This is a genomic window from Pseudomonas sp. MF6396 (assembly GCF_002018915.1).
In the GTDB taxonomy this organism is placed as follows: domain Bacteria; phylum Pseudomonadota; class Gammaproteobacteria; order Pseudomonadales; family Pseudomonadaceae; genus Aquipseudomonas; species Aquipseudomonas palmensis.
Genome location: NZ_MVOK01000023.1, coordinates 84,101 through 102,383 on the forward strand (window position 1 = coordinate 84,101; position 18,283 = coordinate 102,383).

22 protein-coding genes and 2 pseudogenes are annotated in these 18,283 nt (G+C 63.7%); 15 read left to right on the forward strand and 9 right to left on the reverse strand.

The window, feature by feature from the left end; translation table 11 throughout:
- Window positions 1-227: 227 nt before the first annotated feature.
- A pseudogene (locus MF6396_RS21155) lies at window positions 228-1,028 on the reverse strand (LysR family transcriptional regulator); the annotation flags it as partial.
- Between the two features lie 157 nt (window positions 1,029-1,185).
- Between MF6396_RS21155 and MF6396_RS28255 the strand changes: the two are divergent.
- On the forward strand, window positions 1,186-1,404 hold the full coding sequence (locus MF6396_RS28255) for a co-regulatory protein PtrA N-terminal domain-containing protein (protein ID WP_004574529.1): 219 nt from the start codon (window positions 1,186-1,188) through the stop codon (window positions 1,402-1,404).
- A gap of 152 nt (window positions 1,405-1,556) precedes the next feature.
- On the opposite strand, the gene merR is transcribed toward MF6396_RS28255, so the two are convergent.
- The gene (merR, locus tag MF6396_RS21160) at window positions 1,557-1,976 is read right to left on the reverse strand and encodes an Hg(II)-responsive transcriptional regulator (RefSeq protein WP_004574528.1); all 420 of its coding nucleotides are present in this window, start codon (window positions 1,974-1,976) and stop codon (window positions 1,557-1,559) included.
- 71 nt (window positions 1,977-2,047) lie between these two features.
- On the opposite strand from merR, the gene merT reads away from it, so the two are divergent.
- The 8 genes from merT to MF6396_RS21200 all read left to right on the forward strand — a co-directional run bounded on the left by merT (window position 2,048) and on the right by MF6396_RS21200 (window position 6,193).
- On the forward strand, window positions 2,048-2,398 hold the full coding sequence (gene merT / locus MF6396_RS21165) for a mercuric ion transporter MerT (protein WP_004574527.1): 351 nt from the start codon (window positions 2,048-2,050) through the stop codon (window positions 2,396-2,398).
- Window positions 2,399-2,411: 13 nt separating this feature from the next.
- Complete coding sequence (merP, locus tag MF6396_RS21170; protein WP_004574526.1) at window positions 2,412-2,690, forward strand: mercury resistance system periplasmic binding protein MerP; 279 nt, start codon at window positions 2,412-2,414, stop codon at window positions 2,688-2,690.
- 12 nt (window positions 2,691-2,702) lie between these two features.
- Window positions 2,703-3,134, forward strand: coding sequence for an organomercurial transporter MerC (gene merC, locus MF6396_RS21175; RefSeq protein WP_004574525.1), 432 nt, complete (start codon window positions 2,703-2,705; stop codon window positions 3,132-3,134).
- A 12-nt stretch (window positions 3,135-3,146) separates the two neighbouring features.
- The gene (merA, locus tag MF6396_RS21180) at window positions 3,147-4,829 is read left to right on the forward strand and encodes a mercury(II) reductase (protein WP_004574524.1); all 1,683 of its coding nucleotides are present in this window, start codon (window positions 3,147-3,149) and stop codon (window positions 4,827-4,829) included.
- 20 nt (window positions 4,830-4,849) lie between these two features.
- Complete coding sequence (locus tag MF6396_RS21185; protein WP_004574523.1) at window positions 4,850-5,266, forward strand: hypothetical protein; 417 nt, start codon at window positions 4,850-4,852, stop codon at window positions 5,264-5,266.
- Window positions 5,266-5,628, forward strand: coding sequence for a mercuric resistance transcriptional repressor MerD (gene merD, locus MF6396_RS21190; RefSeq protein ID WP_004574522.1), 363 nt, complete (start codon window positions 5,266-5,268; stop codon window positions 5,626-5,628). Before MF6396_RS21185 ends, merD begins: the two co-directional genes overlap by 1 nt.
- Entirely contained in the window at window positions 5,621-5,857 is a 237-nt protein-coding gene (gene merE, locus MF6396_RS21195; protein WP_004574521.1) for a broad-spectrum mercury transporter MerE, read from the forward strand. Before merD ends, merE begins: the two co-directional genes overlap by 8 nt.
- Window positions 5,858-5,980: 123 nt before the next feature.
- The gene (locus MF6396_RS21200) at window positions 5,981-6,193 is read left to right on the forward strand and encodes a DUF3330 domain-containing protein (protein ID WP_004574520.1); all 213 of its coding nucleotides are present in this window, start codon (window positions 5,981-5,983) and stop codon (window positions 6,191-6,193) included.
- A 137-nt stretch (window positions 6,194-6,330) separates the two neighbouring features.
- On the opposite strand, the gene MF6396_RS21205 is transcribed toward MF6396_RS21200, so the two are convergent.
- Genes MF6396_RS21205 through MF6396_RS21215 form a run of 3 tightly spaced genes read right to left on the reverse strand, consistent with a single transcriptional unit; the run spans window position 6,331 to window position 9,980 of the window.
- On the reverse strand, window positions 6,331-9,327 hold the full coding sequence (locus MF6396_RS21205) for a Tn3 family transposase (RefSeq protein ID WP_004574519.1): 2,997 nt from the start codon (window positions 9,325-9,327) through the stop codon (window positions 6,331-6,333).
- 3 nt (window positions 9,328-9,330) lie between these two features.
- Window positions 9,331-9,741, reverse strand: coding sequence for a putative toxin-antitoxin system toxin component, PIN family (locus MF6396_RS21210; RefSeq protein WP_004574518.1), 411 nt, complete (start codon window positions 9,739-9,741; stop codon window positions 9,331-9,333).
- Window positions 9,741-9,980: a ribbon-helix-helix domain-containing protein gene (locus MF6396_RS21215; RefSeq protein ID WP_004574517.1), complete on the reverse strand. Its 240-nt coding sequence runs from the start codon at window positions 9,978-9,980 to the stop codon at window positions 9,741-9,743. The genes MF6396_RS21210 and MF6396_RS21215 overlap by 1 nt, the downstream gene beginning before the upstream one ends.
- 201 nt (window positions 9,981-10,181) lie before the next feature.
- On the opposite strand from MF6396_RS21215, the gene MF6396_RS21220 reads away from it, so the two are divergent.
- Window positions 10,182-11,108 carry a recombinase family protein gene (locus tag MF6396_RS21220; protein ID WP_004574516.1) on the forward strand — a complete coding sequence of 309 codons (927 nt, stop codon included), beginning with the start codon at window positions 10,182-10,184 and terminating at the stop codon, window positions 11,106-11,108.
- 107 nt (window positions 11,109-11,215) lie between these two features.
- Here the strand turns inward: MF6396_RS21220 and MF6396_RS29580 are convergent, their stop codons facing one another.
- The 3 genes from MF6396_RS29580 to MF6396_RS21235 all read right to left on the reverse strand — a co-directional run bounded on the left by MF6396_RS29580 (window position 11,216) and on the right by MF6396_RS21235 (window position 13,483).
- The gene (locus tag MF6396_RS29580) at window positions 11,216-11,503 is read right to left on the reverse strand and encodes a helix-turn-helix transcriptional regulator (RefSeq protein WP_073656513.1); all 288 of its coding nucleotides are present in this window, start codon (window positions 11,501-11,503) and stop codon (window positions 11,216-11,218) included.
- A gap of 770 nt (window positions 11,504-12,273) precedes the next feature.
- Window positions 12,274-12,915: a DUF1109 domain-containing protein gene (locus MF6396_RS21230; protein ID WP_021703084.1), complete on the reverse strand. Its 642-nt coding sequence runs from the start codon at window positions 12,913-12,915 to the stop codon at window positions 12,274-12,276.
- Window positions 12,902-13,483: a sigma-70 family RNA polymerase sigma factor gene (locus MF6396_RS21235; RefSeq protein ID WP_034011917.1), complete on the reverse strand. Its 582-nt coding sequence runs from the start codon at window positions 13,481-13,483 to the stop codon at window positions 12,902-12,904. The genes MF6396_RS21230 and MF6396_RS21235 overlap by 14 nt, the downstream gene beginning before the upstream one ends.
- A gap of 215 nt (window positions 13,484-13,698) precedes the next feature.
- Here MF6396_RS21235 and MF6396_RS21240 point away from each other — a divergent pair, with 215 nt between their 5' ends.
- The 4 genes and pseudogenes from MF6396_RS21240 (at window position 13,699) to MF6396_RS21250 (ending at window position 17,040) form a co-directional block, all read left to right on the forward strand.
- Entirely contained in the window at window positions 13,699-13,971 is a 273-nt protein-coding gene (locus MF6396_RS21240) for a BufA1 family periplasmic bufferin-type metallophore (RefSeq protein ID WP_021703082.1), read from the forward strand.
- Between the two features lie 206 nt (window positions 13,972-14,177).
- Window positions 14,178-15,254: pseudogene (locus MF6396_RS29585) on the forward strand (methyl-accepting chemotaxis protein); the annotation flags it as partial.
- Between the two features lie 141 nt (window positions 15,255-15,395).
- Window positions 15,396-16,109 carry a methyl-accepting chemotaxis protein gene (locus tag MF6396_RS29590; protein WP_443217216.1) on the forward strand — a complete coding sequence of 238 codons (714 nt, stop codon included), beginning with the start codon at window positions 15,396-15,398 and terminating at the stop codon, window positions 16,107-16,109.
- A 40-nt stretch (window positions 16,110-16,149) separates the two neighbouring features.
- Window positions 16,150-17,040: an HD-GYP domain-containing protein gene (locus tag MF6396_RS21250; protein ID WP_021703080.1), complete on the forward strand. Its 891-nt coding sequence runs from the start codon at window positions 16,150-16,152 to the stop codon at window positions 17,038-17,040.
- 11 nt (window positions 17,041-17,051) lie between these two features.
- Here the strand turns inward: MF6396_RS21250 and MF6396_RS21255 are convergent, their stop codons facing one another.
- Entirely contained in the window at window positions 17,052-17,693 is a 642-nt protein-coding gene (locus MF6396_RS21255) for a DUF1109 domain-containing protein (protein ID WP_021703079.1), read from the reverse strand.
- Between the two features lie 342 nt (window positions 17,694-18,035).
- Here MF6396_RS21255 and MF6396_RS21260 point away from each other — a divergent pair.
- Window positions 18,036-18,283: BufA1 family periplasmic bufferin-type metallophore (locus tag MF6396_RS21260; protein ID WP_078481489.1), on the forward strand; the 248-nt coding region annotated here is incomplete at its 3' end.

Sequence of the window (18,283 nt, forward strand, 5' to 3'; positions counted from 1 at the left end):
TGAGAAAGCCCATTTTCCCCTGAGAGTTCAAAGCCTAATAGTGAGGCAAGCAAAAATAGAGCATATCAGTCCGCTTTTTGGCCGAATGCAGCGTTCACTATCGGCTGCTATCGGCCAAAAAGCGGTCCTTTGGGAAATCTAACAACTACGGTGATTCAACTTGCCGGATTGAGTTTTACCTCTGCTGGATGGACCTCAATCAAGCATCTCCAACGCGGTCGGCGCGCTCATAGGTGCTCTCGGAGAAAATCGACGAAAGCCATCGTCCGCGCCGAGCGTCGCCGCTCTGGACTGAGCACTGCGCTCACAGGCAGCGCAGTAGTCTGATAATCGTCGAGCACGGTGGAAACCCGGCCCTGTTCGACATCGGCGGCGAAAAGCCATTCAGGAGACAGGGAAATGCCCAGGCCGGAGAGGACCATTTCACGGATGGCCTCGCTGCTGTTGCTGGTGATATTGCCTTTGATGGATATATCGAGCTCTTTAGCATCGCGCTTGAAGTGCCAGATGTCGTAATGCTCCAGCAGGGTGAACGCGATGCAGTTGTGACCTGTCAGTGCGCCGGGCTCGCGTGGCATACCGTGACGATCCAGATAGGCGGGCGCGGCATAGACCCGCCGTGTGCTGGTGCCAAGAGGCATCGCCACCACCCCCTCGCTCTTCACCACGCCGATACGGATGGCCAGGTCGATATTCTCCTTGAGCAGGTCTTCATTGTGATCGCTCAGCCGCAGGTCAATCCGCACATCGGGATAGCGCTGCAGAAAAATCCCTAGCAGCGGCGCGATACACAGCCTCCCGTAACTGACAGGTGCGGCTACGCGCAGCGGGCCAGCGATCTGCTCCTGGCCGCTGGCGAAGCTGCGCGTGGCGGTCTCGAGGTTGGCGAGAATTTCCTGGCAGTGGCCGTAGAACCGTTGTCCCTGGTCGGTCAGGGACAGGTGGCGGGTACTGCGGGCGAATAATGGCCCGCCGAGATGCTGCTCCAGAGCGCGGATCTGCTTGCTCACTGCCGGCTGCCCCACGTTGGGGTTTGGGGAGCAACGGAACAGAAAGTGCACTTAAGCCCTGCCATTTCCTCTCAGCGCCATAATCCAGGACCTTCATCTCCATCTCTCCTTGATTCCGTACTTAACTACGGAGATAGAGTCGGCTCGTGGGTAGAAAACCCGAGAGGAGGCTGTTATGAAATACCTAAGACTACTGCTGATAGTTGGTGCGACTCTGCTGTCATCCACCGTATGGGCCGAGAGCGGGAGCGACCGTTCAATCGAGCGAATCGCCGCTATGCGCGACAAGGCTGAGGCGGCCTTGGTGGCGGAAACCGCCAAGAAGATTGAGCAACTGGGGGCCACGGCGGCTGGCCGGGTCGAGGCGCAGCCCGGCTGTCCGCCTGCAAAGTAGAACATGAGCTGCTGATGCAGTACTAACCTGTGGCCTATGCAAGTGCTCCTTTGGCCATTCAGCGGCGCTCAATGAGCGCCGCTGTTTTGCCAAGCGCAAGCCGACCCCGGAGGTGCCTCACGCATCGGGAAATCCTCGGTTAACGCGCGGAGTCAGCGCAGTTCCTTTTCCCCCTGCAGCGAAACGATCAGCGGACAGGAAACCGTCCCGTGGCTCGCACAACAATCGTGAACCAGCCGCGCCAACACCGACTCGATCCGCCGCAGATCCGCGAGTTTCCCCCGCACATCCTCGAGCTTCTGCTCGGCGAGCACGCGCGCTTCGTCGCAGTGAGCGCCGTCATCCAATCGCAACAGCCCGGCCACCTCATCGAGGCTGAAGCCCAGTCGTTGCGCGGATTTGACGAATTTCACCCGGGCCACGTCCGCCTCGCCGTAGCGGCGAATGCTGCCGTAGGGCTTGTCCGGTTCGGGCAACAGCCCCTTGCGTTGATAGAACCGGATGGTTTCCACGTTGACCCCGGCCGCCTTGGCGAAGGCGCCGATGGTCAGGCTTTCCACAGTGTTTTCCATACTGCTTGACTCCGTACTTGACTACGGAAGTAACCTTAAACCATCGCTCACATGCTCGAAAGGAGAAATGCATGTCTGAACCATCAAACGGGCGCGCCCCTCTTGTCGCCGGGGGGCTTGCGGCGATTCTCGCCTCGACTTGCTGTCTTGGGCCGCTGGTTCTGATCGCACTGGGATTCAGCGGGGCCTGGATCGGCAACCTGACCGTGCTGGAACCTTACCGCCCGCTCTTCATCGGTGCGGCGTTAGTCGCGCTGTTCTTCGCCTGGCGACGCATTTTCCGCCCGGCTCAAGTCTGCAAACCGGGTGAGGTCTGCGCCGTGCCCCAGGTACGCACCACCTACAAGCTGCTGTTCGGGCTGGTAACGGCCTTGGTGCTGGTCGCGCTCGGCTTCCCCTACATCCTTCCCTTGTTCTACTGATCAGGAGTCCGCCATGAAAAAACTGCTTGCATCCTTCGCCCTCGCCACCCTAGTCGCCGCACCTGCCTGGGCGGCCACGCAGACCGTCACTCTGGCGGTGCCGGGCATGACCTGCGCCGCTTGCCCGATCACGGTGAAGAAGGCGCTGACCAAGGTCGAGGGCGTGACCAAGGCCGAGGTGAGCTATGAGAACCGCGAGGCCATCGTCACCTTCGATGATGCCAAGACCAATGTCCAGGCGCTGACTAAGGCGACCGAGGACGCCGGCTACCCGTCCAGCGTCAAGCAGTAGGCGGGCATTCCGATGGCAAACCCTTTCAATTTGTTCACGCGGATCGGTGACAAAGCCGGGTCCGTTGGCGTGCTGATTTCTGCCATAGGCTGTGCCTCGTGTTTCCCCGCCCTTGCCGGTCTGGGGGCCGCGATCGGTCTGGGCTTTCTGAGCCAGTGGGAAGGCCTGTTCATCACCACGCTGCTGCCGTTATTTGCCGGGCTGGCCCTGCTCGTCAATGCCCTCGGCGGGTTCAGTCACCGGCAGTGGCGACGCGCTGCGCCTGGCCTGATCGGCCCGGCCCTGGTGCTGATAGCGGTGTATTTGATGCTGGCTCACGGCTGGCGGAGCGGCTGGCTGCTCTATATCGGCCTGGCCCTCATGTTTGGGGTGTCCATCTGGGATCTCGTGTCGCCCGCCCACCGCCGTTGCTCCCCGACGTCCTGTCCGACTCCGCCAAAATGAAGGAATAACACTATGACCAAACTACAAATCGTCGGCATGACCTGCGCCTCCTGTGTCGAGCATGTGAAAGAGGCCTTGGAGAAGATCCCCGGCGTGCATCGGGCGGATGTTTCCTACGCCAGCGGGAAGGCCGAACTGAAGGTCGACGAGGGCGTAAGCCGTGAACAGATGCAGGCCGCCGTCGAGGCCCTGGGGTATCGAGCGGCGTTCGAAGACGCCACGGCACCTACCCGCTCAGGCCTGCTCGACAAGGCGCGGGGCTGGTTGAGCGGCAGCATTGGCGCCGGGAAAGATGGCGACAGGCTCCACGTGGCGGTCATCGGCAGCGGTGGCGCCGCCATGGCGGCCGCGCTCAAGGCGGTGGAAGGCGGTGCGCGCGTCACCCTGATCGAGCGCGGCATCATCGGCGGCACCTGCGTCAACGTTGGCTGCGTGCCCTCCAAGATCATGATTCGCGCCGCGCATGTGGCCCATCTGCGGCGCGAGAGCCCGTTCGACGCCGGACTGTCCACCACGAGCCTGACCGTCCTGCGCGAGCGGTTGCTCGCCCAGCAACAGGGTCGTGTCGACGAACTGCGCCACGCCAAGTACGAAGGCATTCTGGAGAGCACGCCGGCGATCACCCTGGTACGCGGCACCGCCCGTTTCCAGGACGGCCGCACGCTCAGCGTGGAACTGGCCGAGGGCGGCGAGCGCATCGTCGCCTTCGACCGCTGCCTGATCGCCACCGGCGCGAGCCCGGCCGTTCTACCGATTCCCGGACTCAAGGACACCCCGTACTGGACCTCGGACGAGGCGCTGGCGAGCGACACCATTCCTAAGCGGCTCGCCGTGATCGGCTCCTCGGTGGTGGCGGTGGAACTGGCGCAGGCCTTTGCCCGGCTGGGCAGCAAGGTCACGGTCCTGGCACGCAGCACGTTGTTCTTCCGCGAAGATCCGGCCATCGGTGAAGCGCTGACGGCAGCCTTCCGTATGGAGGGCATCGAAGTGCTGGAACACACGCAAGCCAGCCAGGTGTCCCACGTCGACGGCGAGTTCATCCTGAGCACCAATCATGGCGAGCTGCATGCCGACCGACTACTCGTCGCCACCGGCCGCACGCCCAACACCCAAGGCATGAATCTGCAAGGCGCCGGCGTGAAGCTGGACGAACGCGGTGCCATCCAGATCGACTCGGGCATGCGCACCAGTGCCCCGGATATCTATGCGGCCGGCGACTGTACCGACCAGCCGCAGTTCGTCTACGTGGCGGCGGCCGCAGGCACCCGTGCGGCGCTCAACATGACCGGCGGCGAGGCGAAGCTCAATCTCGACGCCATGCCGGCCGTGGTGTTCACCGATCCGCAGGTGGCCACCGTGGGCTACAGCGAAGCGGAGGCGCACCACGCCGGCATCGAGACCGACAGCCGCACCTTGACCCTGGATAACGTGCCACGCGCACTGGCCAACTTCGACACGCGGGGTTTCATCAAGCTGGTCATCGAGGAAGGTAGCGGACGGCTCATCGGCGTGCAGGCGGTGGCCCCGGAGGCGGGCGAACTGATCCAGACCGCCGCCATCGCCATCCGGGCGCGGATGACGGTGCAGGAACTGGCCGACCAGTTGTTCCCCTACCTGACGATGGTCGAGGGGCTGAAGCTCGCGGCGCAAACCTTCGCCAAGGACGTCAAGCAGCTGTCCTGCTGCGCCGGGTAATGAGCGCGCGAGGTTGAAGCATGAACGACACGGCAAGCGATCTCGGCAGTCGCGACAGCCTGCGCAAGACCTGGCAGGTAATCAGCTTATGGGGGCTGCCTGCCGTCGTGGCGACCATAGCGCTTGTTCTGGCGGATCGACGCCCTGCGTTGTTCCTGGCAGCGAGCGCCGCGCTACTCGTGATGGGCGGCGCCTGCCTGGTCAACGCCGCGCGCTGTCGCCGCCTTCACTGCTACATCACCGGGCCGTATTTCCTGATGCTCGCGCTGGGTGCGCTGCTGGCTTATGGGTTTGCCCCAAACGGCGAGTATCACTCCCGGCTGTGGTTGCTCCTGGCACTAGGGGTTACGCCATTGCTCATCTGGCTACCTGAACGCCTAGCCGGAAGGAAATATCTGAGCGCCCTAGTTTGCGGGGAAGACCGGGAGTGTCGGTGATGAATGCCTACACCATATCCAGACTGGCCGAGGACGCGGGCGTCAGCGTGCATGTGGTGCGCGACTATGTGCTGCGTGGCTTGCTGCACCCCGCGCGGCGCACGGAGAGCGGTTACGGCATTTTCGATGAGCGGTCCCTGGCGCGTCTGCGCTTCGTGCGCGCCGCCTTCGAGTCTGGTATCGGGCTCGACGAATTGGCACGGCTCTGCCGGGCGCTCGATGCGGACGATGGCGCCGACTTGATCGGCTGCGTCGAGTGCCTGCTCCGGCTAGTCACGGCACGGCAGGCGGCCTTAGCCGCAGTGGCAACCCAGCTGGCCGGGCTGACTCATTGCGCCGGCGAAGGTTCTGCCTATGCGTAACGCCGATCACGTTGAGTCAAGCAAGGTCTTCCGCTGGCGTGCTTACACCTGGGGCGTGCTCGCCGCGCTCACCTGCCCTTGCCATCTGCCGGTGCTGGCATTGCTGCTTTCGGGGACAGCGGCCGGCGCGTTCGTCAGCGAGCAGTGGAGCCTCGCGACGCTCGTGCTGGCGGTTTTCTTCATCCTCTTCCTGCGAGCGGCATTGCAGGCCTTTCGGAAGCGACCGTGACCCGCTCGGAGCACGGCGCGACCACCACTGCCGAGTTGGGCAGGGAGGCTGCAGGTCGATCGGCGCTCAGTCACGGGGGGAAAGCGTTGCTAGGTTTTCTTGGACGATGGAGGAACCCCCATCATGAACACAAACAACACCTCCACCATCAGCTGCTGCGAATGCTGCAAGGACATTCCCCTTGACGCCGCACTGACGCCGGAAGGTTCCGAGTATGTCGTGCACTTCTGTGGCCTGGAGTGCTATCAGCGTTTCATGTCGCGAGCAGATAAGAGGGCGGCATCCGAGCCTGATCACCCCTGCACACAAAAGGTCAGTACCCGTCAGGACGGCTAATTCGCGCTGCACCGGAAAAGTGGCTCTTGCTGGTCGCAGAAAGCGTGAGCCCGAGGACTCCGTCAGTCGCAATCCGTCTGAGCTGGAAGTGGCATCGAGTGCGGTGCCCGGCCGATTTCGAACCCAGGCCGTTACACCTACTGGTCGTCGTCCGGATTGCGCAGCGGCCGCAGTTCGCCGCGGGTAACCTCTTCCGGCACCGCGAAGGAGTAACGGCCCAGCATGTTGATGTGCTCGTGGATCAGTGGCGAGAGCCGCGCGACATCCTCCTCCAGCACCGGGTAGCCGTGCTGCCTGAGCCGTTCTACGGCCGCCGTCATGTAGAGGGTGTTCCACAGCACGATGATGTTCACCACCAGGCCGAGGGCGCCGAGCTGGTCCTCCTGGCCTTCGCGGTAGCGCTGGCGCAGCTCGCCGCGTTTGCCGTGGAACACGGCGCGGGCCAGGCTGTGGCGGCCTTCGCCCCGGTTCAGCTGGGTCAGGGTGGCGCGGCGCTTGGACTCGTCGTCGATGTAGGTCAGGGTGTGCAAGGTCTTCTCGATGCGACCGAACTCAGCCAGCGCCTGGGCCAGGCGGGTGGGACGATCCCCTGTTTGCAGGGTGCGCATGATGCCGGTGGCCGGCACTCGGCCGAGCTTGAGCGAGCCGGCCAGGCGTAGCAGGTCGTCCCAGTGCTCGGCGATCAGATCGAGCTTGACCGACTGCCGGGCCAGGCCGTTGAGTTTGCCGTAATCCGCCTCCGGGCGCGTGCGCCAGAAACGGGTACCGCCGACGTCGGCCAGGCGCGGGCTGAAGTGGTAGCCGAGCAGGCGGAACAGCCCAAACACCACATCGCTGTAGGCCCCGGTGTCGGTCATGATCTGCGTCGGCTGCAACTCGGTCTGCTGTTCCAGCACCACGGCCAGCAGCACCAGGCTGTCGCGCAGGGTGCCGGGCACGGTGATGGCGTTGAGGCCGGAGAACTGATCGGAAATCAAGTTGTACCAGGTGACGCCCCGGCCGGTGCCGAAATACTTCGGGTTGGGGCCAGCATGCACGGTGCGCACCGGTACCACGAAGCGCATGCCATCGGCGGAGGCGACCTCGCCGCCGCCCCAGACCTGGGCCAGCTCCAGTTGGCTCTGCGCCCCCACCAGAATGGCGTTTGCCACTGACAGCGTGTCGTCACGGATATAGTTCTGGCTGACCCAGGACAGCCGGTCGCGGCGTAGCGCCTGATTGTCGGTGCGGATCAGCGGCTCCAGGCCGGTGTTGCAGGCCCCACCCAGCAGCACCGCGCAGAGGCTGGTGACCAGGTTGTCGGCCCGCGCATTGCGCTCGGACACATGGGTGAAGGCCTCGGCGAAGCCGGTGCGAGCGGCGATTTCCAAGAGGATTTCCGGCAGATCGACACGCGGCATCAGATCAGCCACGGCTGCTCGCAGTTGCAGCAGCGAGTTCGGCTCCTCCAGCTTGTCCAGTGTGCCGAGCGAGAGCTCGGTCTTGCCCTCGGCGTTCTCGCTCAGCTGGATCGCGGGGTTGTCGGGTAGGCGGGCCGCGACCGCCTGCCAGGTCGCATCCAACTCGGCGCTCAGCGCATCCAAGGTGGTGCCGGCGTCAATGGTCAGGCCCAGCGAGCGGCAGATGATCGGCCGCGCCGCCAGCCATTCGGCACCGTCGAGCAGGCCGAGACGCGGGTCGGCATAGCGCCAACTGGGCGAGACGAACACGTCGCGCCGGCGCAGGGCCGTGCGCAGCGCATCGAGCGTGCAGAACACATAGGCGCCCATGTCGAGGGAGCCATCCTCGCGGGTAATGTGCTTCTGCCAAGCCTTGGCCACGATCTCCTGCGGCGCGTCATCCTCCGGTTTCCGGCGGGGCAGGTTCAGCTGCAACCAATCCAGGCCGGCGACCACGCCTTTGCCGGCCGGGCTGAAGCCGAAGCGGATGTGCTTGAGCAGGTCGGGCAGGAAACGGCGCACACTGCGGTAGCGCGCCTCCAGGGCGAGAAAATACACATCGTCAACCGGGCGGATCAGCGCATTGACATCTTCCAGGGCTTTCTCCAGCGAGGCCCTCGGCAGGTCGTTGAACAGCCGGGCGCGCACGTTGTCATCGCTGATTGAGCTGTCCAGCACGACCTTGCACGCGGCGGCGAGCGTCGCCGCCGAGCGATCCAGGTCTTTCAGGCTGCGCATGCGGGCTTTCTTGTCGGCCTTCTCCGCGTTGCTGAACAGGTCGCGTAACAGCGCTTCCAGGACCTCCAGGGCGTCGTCGTGCGCGGTGGCCTCCAGGCACAGGGCGAACGCCACCAGTGTCGCCATCCGCCGCGACGCCGGCAGCCGGTTGATCGCCGTGACCTTGGCGGTGTTGGCGAAGCGAGCCAGGGCCGCGATACGGCTGGGCGGGATGTGCGCCGCCGCTGGCAAGGCGATGCCGATGCCGCGCACGTCATCAAGCCGGCGCAGCGCCCGAATCAGTGCGGGGCCACTGACCATCACCGGGCCGGAGCGCAGTTGATCCAGCCGGGAACTGCGGTTGCCTTCGGCGACCAGCAGCAAGTCCTGTAGCTGCTGCCGTTGCGCCTCGCTCACACTGCGGCCAAGGGTTAGCCAGAGGCGTTCTTCGACCCGGCTGCGCAGTTGGGCGATGAACCGTTCCAGAACGGTGACGCCGGGCAGTAAAACCTTGTGCGTCAGCAACCAGGTCGTCGCCCGATTGAACAACTCGCCAGGACGATCTGTCCCTGTCCAACAGAGCGCATACAGCCAGCGGGCAAGTCGAAAGCCGACGCTGGAATCAGCAAACACCCGATAGCCGTAACGCTCCTGAATCTCGGCGGCATGACGTTGACGTTGGCGGGTTTCGGCATAGGCCAGGATACAAGTTGGATCGGTAATGCCTAACTGGCGACTGAGCGCTTGCAGCACCTCTTGGGGGACGGCTGAAAAGTCGTCGGGAAAAGTGCCCAGGTAGCGGATGCTGGTCAGTTGGGTGGCGTAGCCAAGGCGGTTGTGCTCGCCGCGCAGCGGTAGGAGGATTTTGTGGTCGTCGTCGCTCAGGTGGAAGTAGCGTTCCAGCTCCTCACGACTGGGGGCATCGACATAGCGGCCAAAACCGTCGCGTTGCTCCTGGGTCAGAAAACCGACCGGCATCGATCACAGCACCTCGGCGCAGAACACGGCGGGCGTGACAATCCGCGTGCGTTCGATGTGCCCGCGTTGCAGCAGGCCGGCGCGGCGATCACCGGTCACCAGGTAGTCCGCATCGCCTGCCAGGGCCATGGCCAGCAGAAACGAGTCATCCGGATCATCGGCTTCGACCTCGATGGTCAGACGCTCCAGTACCACAGCCCGTTGCAGGTTATTGATCATGGCTCCCACTTTGGCGGGCTGAAGGATGGCCTGGAGCTTGGGGTAGCGGCTGGCTCGGCGGATTTCATCGAGCTGCATCCGCGAGGTCACTACCTCGAAACGCGCCGCCCGCCAGGCACGGTAGATCGCATCGGGCGCGCCATGCGGCGAGATCAGTGCGCTGAACAGGATGTTGGTATCCAACACGACCCGCATCAGCGCTTACGTGCCCAGTCGAGCGCTTCGTCAACCGCTTCGGTCAGCTCTGCCTCGCTCAGATGGGCATTAGCGGCCTTGGCCTGTTCGGCCGTCAGTTCCAGGATGTGGGCCCGCACCGCCTCTTCAATGAAGCGCGACAGGTCGCCTTTCCGGCCACCGCCCTGGCTGGCCAGAAACATCCGAAGCGACTGGTCGGTGTCGGCCGAGACGGCGACATTCCAGCGAATCGTATTCATGGCGTTCCCCGCTAGTAGGTGTTTGTGTGTTTATACGCCAATCACAAAGGGCTATGCAATGGTTCAAAAAAACCTTCGTTTTGCCGAACTTTAAGTGGACAGGAATCGGCTGGTTAACCTACCTGCGCTACGGTTCAAATAACTGGTACGCTTAATCAAAGTTCAACTATTACTAACGTAGTCGAGTAAACGGTACTTTTGATGAAGATCGGTTATGCGCGGGTGAGCACTCGGGATCAGAACGCCGACCTCCAGGTCGATGCCCTGAAACAGGCCGGGTGCGAACGCATCTATCAAGACATCGCCAGCGGCGCGAAAAGCGCCCGGCCGGAGTTGGACAAGTTGCTAGCCCATGTTCGAGCGGGCGACACCGTGGTGATCTGGAAGCTGGATCGCCTCGGGCGCTCCCTCAAACACCTGGTCGAGCTGGTCGGCGAGCTGGCAGAGCGCAAGGTCGGCTTGCAGAGCCTGAATGACCCAATCGACACCACCCACGCCCAAGGTCGCTTGGTGTTCAACCTGTTTGCCTCGCTGGCCGAGTTCGAGCGCGAGCTGATCCGCGAGCGGACTCAGGCGGGTTTGTCGGCCGCGCGGGCGCGGGGCCGGATCGGTGGCCGTCCCAAGGGCCTCCCAGCCAAGGCCGAGGCCACCTCCATGGCGGCCGAGACGCTGTACCGCGAGGGCCGCCTGAGCGTCAGCGCCATCGGCGAGAAGTTACACATCTCCAAGAGCACGCTGTACAGCTACCTGCGCCATCGTGGTGTTGAGATCGGCGCACACCAGAAGAGCGCCCAGCCGCGAGGTCAGCAACGCAATGTCGCGTCGCCGGCAGAGCCCGCCGCCGAGCAGGTGGCCACCGTCACGCTGCGCCTGGCGGTGGTGAACAACAGCAAGTTCGTTCGCGGCCGGAAACGGGCCAAGGAAAATATCGAGCGCTACTGCTTGGAGCCCTACAGTATGAAACGGCTGGAGTCGGGCAACTACGAACTGGCCATTCCGTATCGGAGCGACGATGAGCTGGACAAGACCGTGCATGACTTGCTGACCGAGATCAGCCAGGAAGCCGACATGCGCAACTGCTTTATCGAAGCCGATGCCTGGGAAGAAGGCTCTGAACGGCGCTGGTAGGGCTTAAGTGCACTTTCTGTTCCATTGCTCCCCAAACCCCATGTTCATTGAGAGTTAATCTATAGCTTGCTGCGATCAGGCTATTGGACTTTGTGACCTTATGGCACTTATGCATAAGTGCCTCCTCGCTGAGTCATTCGCTCGGACTTCCGAGGTCGACCAGGCTTTCGTTTTGCGACAGGCCCAGCAGAGTCAATTAAGTCGAGTTGAACAACATGCAGCTGCAGCCAACTCTCAACATCCGCACGACGCCACAATAGTCTGCCTGCACCAGGAATGCGGCAAACAGGAGGCAAGCGCGAGGGATTCTTTGAATGCTGGTTTTTGATGGTGCCGGTAGACCGGCCTAGGATCTCAGCGAGATCAGTAACGGTGAGAAGCTTTTCGAGCGACATGATTCATCCTCGCCCGACCAGAAGGTCAGGTTTGGATGGGTCCACGGCAGCGCTGGTGATTGAGCAAGTGGAACTGCTGCTTCAGTTCCAGGATGCGATCATCCAGACGCGGGGTTGTACCCACAGTCGCCCACGCTTTCCTCCGCACCGCGCCGATTATTTTCCGGCCCCATCAATGCCGGTAGCTTGGTGTCAATCAGGCGATTACCCCCGAGAGAGGGCATCCTTTCTTCCGTGACAGTCTCGTCCGCTTACTACTGCCACGGTGCCGGGCCGAGGGACCCTGCTAACCTTCATCGGCTGCCACACCATTAACAGATAGTGGGGGGCCTCAGGCCAGGGCATTTCTCGTACCTCGCCGGCGCGTTCGTATTCAGACTAATCATTGGCAGTCATCCGCTCAACCACCATGGCACACTTTTGTCACACTGAAGCTGTGAATAATGATGATTCAGCGTGATCGACGATTATCGAGAGCGCCGACGCAGCCCAGGGAAATAAAGGGATTTAACGCTTACAGGCTGTACTTTAAGGCCCCGGCATGACGCCAGGCTTTGCAGTTGCACTGCAAAGGCCCGACGGGGAAGGTTTCGCGGATCAGCTGGGGAGGCGTGGGTTGCATCGGGGTTCCTGCGGGTGGGTGGTGGTTTCTGGCAGGTGCAAAGGGTGAGCCCAAGGGGCGGCGTCATTCAAGCCCTGCCGCCGTGTTCATCGCGCCTGCGCAGCCCCGGCGCCCTGGCCCGGCAGCAGGTGTGCGCCGGGCGGGTTCGTTACCAGCGCAGCAGGTAGGGGCCGACGATAGCGCCGAACAGGGCGGGCAGCAGCATGCCGGACAGGTACCAGACGCCCCAGAACGGTACCTCCATTTCCGGGCAGTGCAGGCAGTAGGCCAGGGTTGCGGTGGAGCCGGCAAGCAGGCCGCCGCCTGCGCCTGCCAGGCGCAGACGGGTCGGGGCCAGGCCACGCAAGGCCCAGAACACCGAGATAAAACCCGGCACGGAAAGCATCGCGATGTTGAATGGGCATTCTTTCCAGCTTATGCCCAGCAGCATGGGCATGCGTGCCTCGGTCGGTGCTTGCCACAGGGCCGCTATCGCGGCCAGCCACACAACGATGATGGGCAGACACAGCGACGCCCAGGCCGCACCGCCTTCGACACCCGGCCGAGCCAGGCGCGTGGAAAGCCACAACGAGCCCAGGGCGAGACTCCCGGGCAAGGCGAGCTTGGCCCAGAACACCGGTGTGCGCGCCACTTCGGCCAGGTCTGGCCGCACCCCGAAATACAACGCCATCAGCACAACTGCCGCGACACCGCCGACGAGCAGTGCCAGGGCGAAACGCTTGGCCATGGCCAGCCTGTCCATTGCAGGCTCACCCGCAGCAAGCATGGAAATCAGGTCATCCGTTTTCATGGCTCTGTTTACCTCTGATCACCATCGCCAGCGCTTTCAGGCCGCGATGGATACCTACCTTGACCGCAGAACTGGAAAGACCGGTCAGTTGAGCCGTTTCCTCTACCGAACGGCCTTCCAGTTTCACATGAATGATGGGCAGACGCTGACGCTCGGGCAGGTGCTGTAACAGCTTGCCCAGATCACGCCGGGCCTCCGCCGGGCGGCTATCCTCCACCTCGAACATGTCTTCGTCCAGCGAATCGGACAGCGCATCGCGGCGGGCGAACGCACGGAAGTGATCGGCCAGCTTGTAGCGGGCGATCGCCTGCACCCACACGGTCAGCGGCTGTTCGGCGCGATAGGTGTGCCTTGCGTTGTGCACGGCCAGCAGTACCTCTTGCAACAGGTCCTCGACCTCTCCCGGGCGCTGCGCCAGGCGTCGGCGAAGGAAACCGCGCAGGTGCGAACTGAGCGCGGTGAGGAATTCGCGGTATGCGGCCTCGTCGCCAGCCAACCCACCCAGAAGCAATGACTGCAGGCGCTCTTCGCGCGTGGCCATGACCTCATAGCTTGTAGTTCGCTCCATTGGCCGCCTTAGTTACACCGCAGGTGGATATTTTTCATTGAGCCCAGACTGCATCATATCGGCCGCAACGCCAAAGGTTTCAATCGGCGCAGGTGCACCGAAAGAAATCTCAACATTTTTCTGCCGCGCTGTAACCGTATCGACTGCTACGACGAATTACCTGTCGGACCGTCACACCGAGCTGACGGCCATCCAGCCCATTACGGAGATATGCCATGAAAAGCATCGCCCTCGCTACCGCCGCACTCGCCCTCGCCTCCATTGCATCCACCGCCATGGCCGACAACCAGGCCACGCCAAGCGTGGAAAAATGCTACGGCGTCTCCCTGGCCGGCAAGAACGACTGCGCCGCCGGTGCCGGCACCAGCTGCGCCGGCACCTCCAAGGTCGACTACCAGGGCAATGCCTGGAAGAACGTCCCGGCAGGCACCTGCACCTCGATCAAGACCCCCAAGGGCATGGGTTCGCTCACGCCGATCAAGTCCTGACCCACGGGGTTGCCGACCACGCCCGCACGGCACCGATGCGTGGCGTGGCCGGCGCACCGCTTTAGCACCGCCTGCCCGTCACCACGCTGCGCCCATGCAGGCCGCAGCCCGGCGGGATGCAAGCACCAACGTTGTGTATTCCCTGACGCCTTGCCGATACGACAGGCAACGCGCCAGGCCGTTTCAACGATCAGGGAGCGTTCAGCATGTTCGCCGTAGTGGGTCGGTTCTTCGGTAAGTCAGTCCATGGCAAATTGACCCTGGGCTTTGGCGCGGTGCTACTGCTATCGATCACGCTGTCCGGGATCGCCCTGCGCAGCATCAATCAATTGACCGACCGCAGCGAAGCGCTGGTCGAGAGTGCCTCTCTCGCCACCCTGATCGCGGCGGTTCGCCTCAAGGAAAACGAATTCGACCGCAATGGCCAGAGCAGTGCTGCCCAGGCCTACACCCGCGAGGTCGAGAAGCTGGGTGCGCGGGTGAATGAAATCCGCGCCAGCCTGGGCCCCGAGGCCAGCGAAACCCTGGATCACATCAGCGCCGTGGCGGGAGACTACGAACAAGCATTCGACAAGCTGGTAACGGCACGCCACCAGGCGACAAGCGCAGAAAAGGCCATGCTCCCCGCCATCGAGGCCATCGAGCAGCACTTCGGCAATGTCCGCCAGGCACTGTTTGACCTGCTGCCGGGCGGCGACCCGCAGAGCATCGAGCGGGCGCGCATGATCGTTGAGCTCGAAACCATCATTTCCCGGCTGCGCGAGCAGGTCCAGAGCTACATCGCCCGCCCCACAGCCGAAGGCGAACAGCGGGTGGCCCAGACCGCCGACAGCATACGCAATCGCGGCAATGAACTGTGGGAGCGGCTACCCAACGACACCCTGCAGGCGCAACTGGTGGAAGGGTTGCGGGCCGTGCTGGCCTACCAGGACCGGGTAAAGGAGTTGCAAAGCAGCGTGAGCCAGAGCGAATCGGTGAAGCAGACCCTGCTCGCACACTCCGAGGAGCTGCAACGACTCGCCACGATCGCCTACCAGCAACAGGTGCAGGGGCGCGATACCGATGTGCGCTCCGCCCATGGCGAACTGCTGGTGGCCCAGGCACTGGCATTGCTGCTGGGCCTCGGCGCCGCCTGGCTGATCACCCGGCAGATCGTGCCGCAACTGCATCGGGCCCTGGCCCTGGCACGGCACATCGCCGCCGGGGACCTCACCGGCAACCTGGACCATCGCCTGCACGATGAACTGGGTCAGTTGATGGATGCCATGCGGGAAATGGCGCGTCATCTCAGGCAGATCATAGGCCATATCGGTGCGAGCACCGAACGCCTGACGGTATCGGCGACCGACCTGTCGGGCGTGGCGACCCGCAGCAGTGCCGGGCTCAGCGACCAGCGCCACCAGACCGAACAGGTGGCGACGGCCATGGACGAAATGGTCGCCAGCGCCCGGCATGTGGCCGAGGACGCGCGCCAGGCCTCACAGTTGGCGATCACCACCGAAGCCCGCAGCGTCGAGGGCGACCGGGTCATCAGAGAAGCGGTCGAGCAATTCGAAGCCCTGGCCAGCAATGTGCAGGTGTGCAACCAGGCCATGGCCCGCCTGCGCCATGATGGCGAGCGCATCAGTGGTGTACTCAACGTGATTCGTGACGTCGCCGACAAGACCAACCTGCTGGCGCTCAATGCCGCAATCGAAGCCGCCCGCGCCGGTGAATCGGGGCGCGGGTTCGCCGTGGTCGCCGATGAAGTGCGGGCGCTGGCGCAGCGCACCCAGAGTTCCACGCGGGAAATCGAAGCGCTGGTCCATGCCCTGCACACCGGCACCCAGGAAGCCACCACGCTGATGGAGCGCAGCGAAAGCATGAGCCACACCAGCGTGCAGCTTGCGCACAGCGCCGGGCATGTACTCGAGGAAATCCGTGAGTCGGTGGCGTCGATCCAGGCGGCCAACCAACAGATCGTCGTCGCCGCAGACCGGCAGACACAGCTTTCCGAGCATATCAACGAAAACATCACCACCGTGCGCAGCATCACCGAAAACTCGACCAAGGCGGGTGCTCGCATCGCCTCGGCCAGCCAGGAGCTCTCCAGCCTGGGCGCAGAACTGAACGAGCTGATACGGCACTTCACGTTCTAGGCATTCGACTGAAACCATACGGCCCGACCAAGGAACGCCTATGAACATTCTCCACTTGCTGGGCAAGCGCCCCGCGCGCCCTGTCATCGACGAAGCCTTGCTGTCCAGCCTGCTGACGCTGGCCTGGGTCGTGGAAGCCCGCGATCCCTACACCGGCGGCCATCTCTGGCGCGTTGCCCAATACTGTGCGCTGCTGGCCGAAAAAAGCGGCTTCGCACCAGCGGAGGTGGCGCGCCTTGCCCTGGGTGGTTTCGTTCACGACCTGGGCAAGGTCGGCATCCCGGATGCCATATTGAGAAAGCCCGGCCCGCTGAACGATGACGAATACGCGGTGATCCGCACGCACCCGGAAATCGGCCGGCGCATGCTCGAAACCCATCCGATAGCCGCGCTGGTGATGGATGCCGTGGCCTCGCACCACGAAACCCCAGACGGCAGCGGTTATCCCCACGGGCTCGGCGCAGCGGATATTTCCACGATGGCCGCCATTACCGGTATCTGTGACGCCTTCGACGCCATGACCAGCTCCCGCGCCTACCGCCCGGGCATGCCGCTGGACAGGGCGCTGGGCATCATCGGTCAGAACCTCGGCACGCAGTTCAATACGCACTATGGCCGCCTGTTCATCGAACTGGGGCACGAGGGCCTGCTCGACGCCGTAATGGGGCATACCGACGCGGGCATTCCCCTGCGTCGCTGCGCGATGTGCGGCCCTACCGTGGTCCTACAGCAGGCTCACGTCGAGGGCGATCATGTCTTCTGCCCTTCGTGCGCCAGCGGCTACGAGTTGGTTCGCCCCACCCCGGACGCTGCCCTGGCACTGCGTGCAACCGGGCAAACCGGCAGCGCGGACGACCTTGCGCCCCAACCCGATACCGACCTGCTCGCCCGCCTGGCCCGGCAATTCAGCCCGGCCCGTGGCCCGGCCTGAGCCGACAGCCCCTACCAGCGCAACACACAACGCCCCAGCAACGCCCCCAATGCGGTGGGCAGGGCCATGCCCAGCACATACCAGACGCCCCAGAACGGCACGGTCATTTCCGGGCAGTGCAGGCAATAGACCAGGGTGGCCAGCGTACCGGCCAATGCACCGGCACCCGCCCCGGCCAGGGGCAGCCGGGTGGGCGCCAGGCCGCGCAGCGCCCAGGAAAAGGCAACGATACCGGGGAGCGAGAGCAGCAGGATCTTGAACGGGCAACCCTTCCAGGTTCTACCCAGGGTCAATGGCAAGCGGGCGGCCAGCGGTGCCTCCAGCAGGGTATAGGCACTGGCCAACCACAGCACCAGCAACGGTATGCACAGCATGACCCAGGCGCCGCCGACCCGCCCGCCCGGACACGCGGTGCGCCGCGTCAGGTACAGCGCCCCCGGCAGCAACGCGACCGGCAACGCCAGCTTGGCGTAGAAAAGCGGCAAGCGAGCCACCTGCGCCAGATCGGGACGTACCCCGAACAGCAGGGTCATCAGCAACGCGGCCCCCAGGACACTGACCACCAGCGCCAGGGCAAAGCGCTTGCCGAACAGGTGCTTGTCGACCGCCGGCACACCGGTCGCCAGCAGGGTAATCAGCTCGTCAGTCCTCATCGTCCAACTACCTCTGCTACCCGATGCCAAGCGGGCCTTGGCACCAGCGGGCGCCCGGCCATCGAAGCCATGTGCGGCCGAGCGCGGTGCCGTTGGCACCGGCCAGGCCCTGTGGAGGTAGTTCGCTGCCAAGGGGGTAACGGTTACAGCCTGGGTGAATTTTCCCGCGCTGTAGCACCAGGTGGTTGCGCCCCCGGGGCATGGGCAGGCGTCAAGGCGGCGAGCGTGAGCACGTCGAAGGAAATATTCGATGTGCTGTAACCAAGTGCGCCGCCAGAGCGAATTACTGGTCGGACCGTCACGTTGCGCTGGCGGCCATTGAGCCTCTCACGGAGATACACCATGAAAAGCTTCGCCCTCGCTACCGCCGCACTCGCCCTCGCCTCCATTGCATCCACCGCCATGGCCGACAACCAGGCCACGCCAAGCGTGGAAAAATGCTACGGCGTCTCCCTGGCCGGCAAGAACGACTGCGCCGCCGGTGCCGGCACCAGCTGCGCCGGCACCTCCAAGGTCGACTACCAGGGCAATGCCTGGAAGAACGTCCCGGCAGGCACCTGCACCTCGATCAAGACCCCCAACGGCATGGG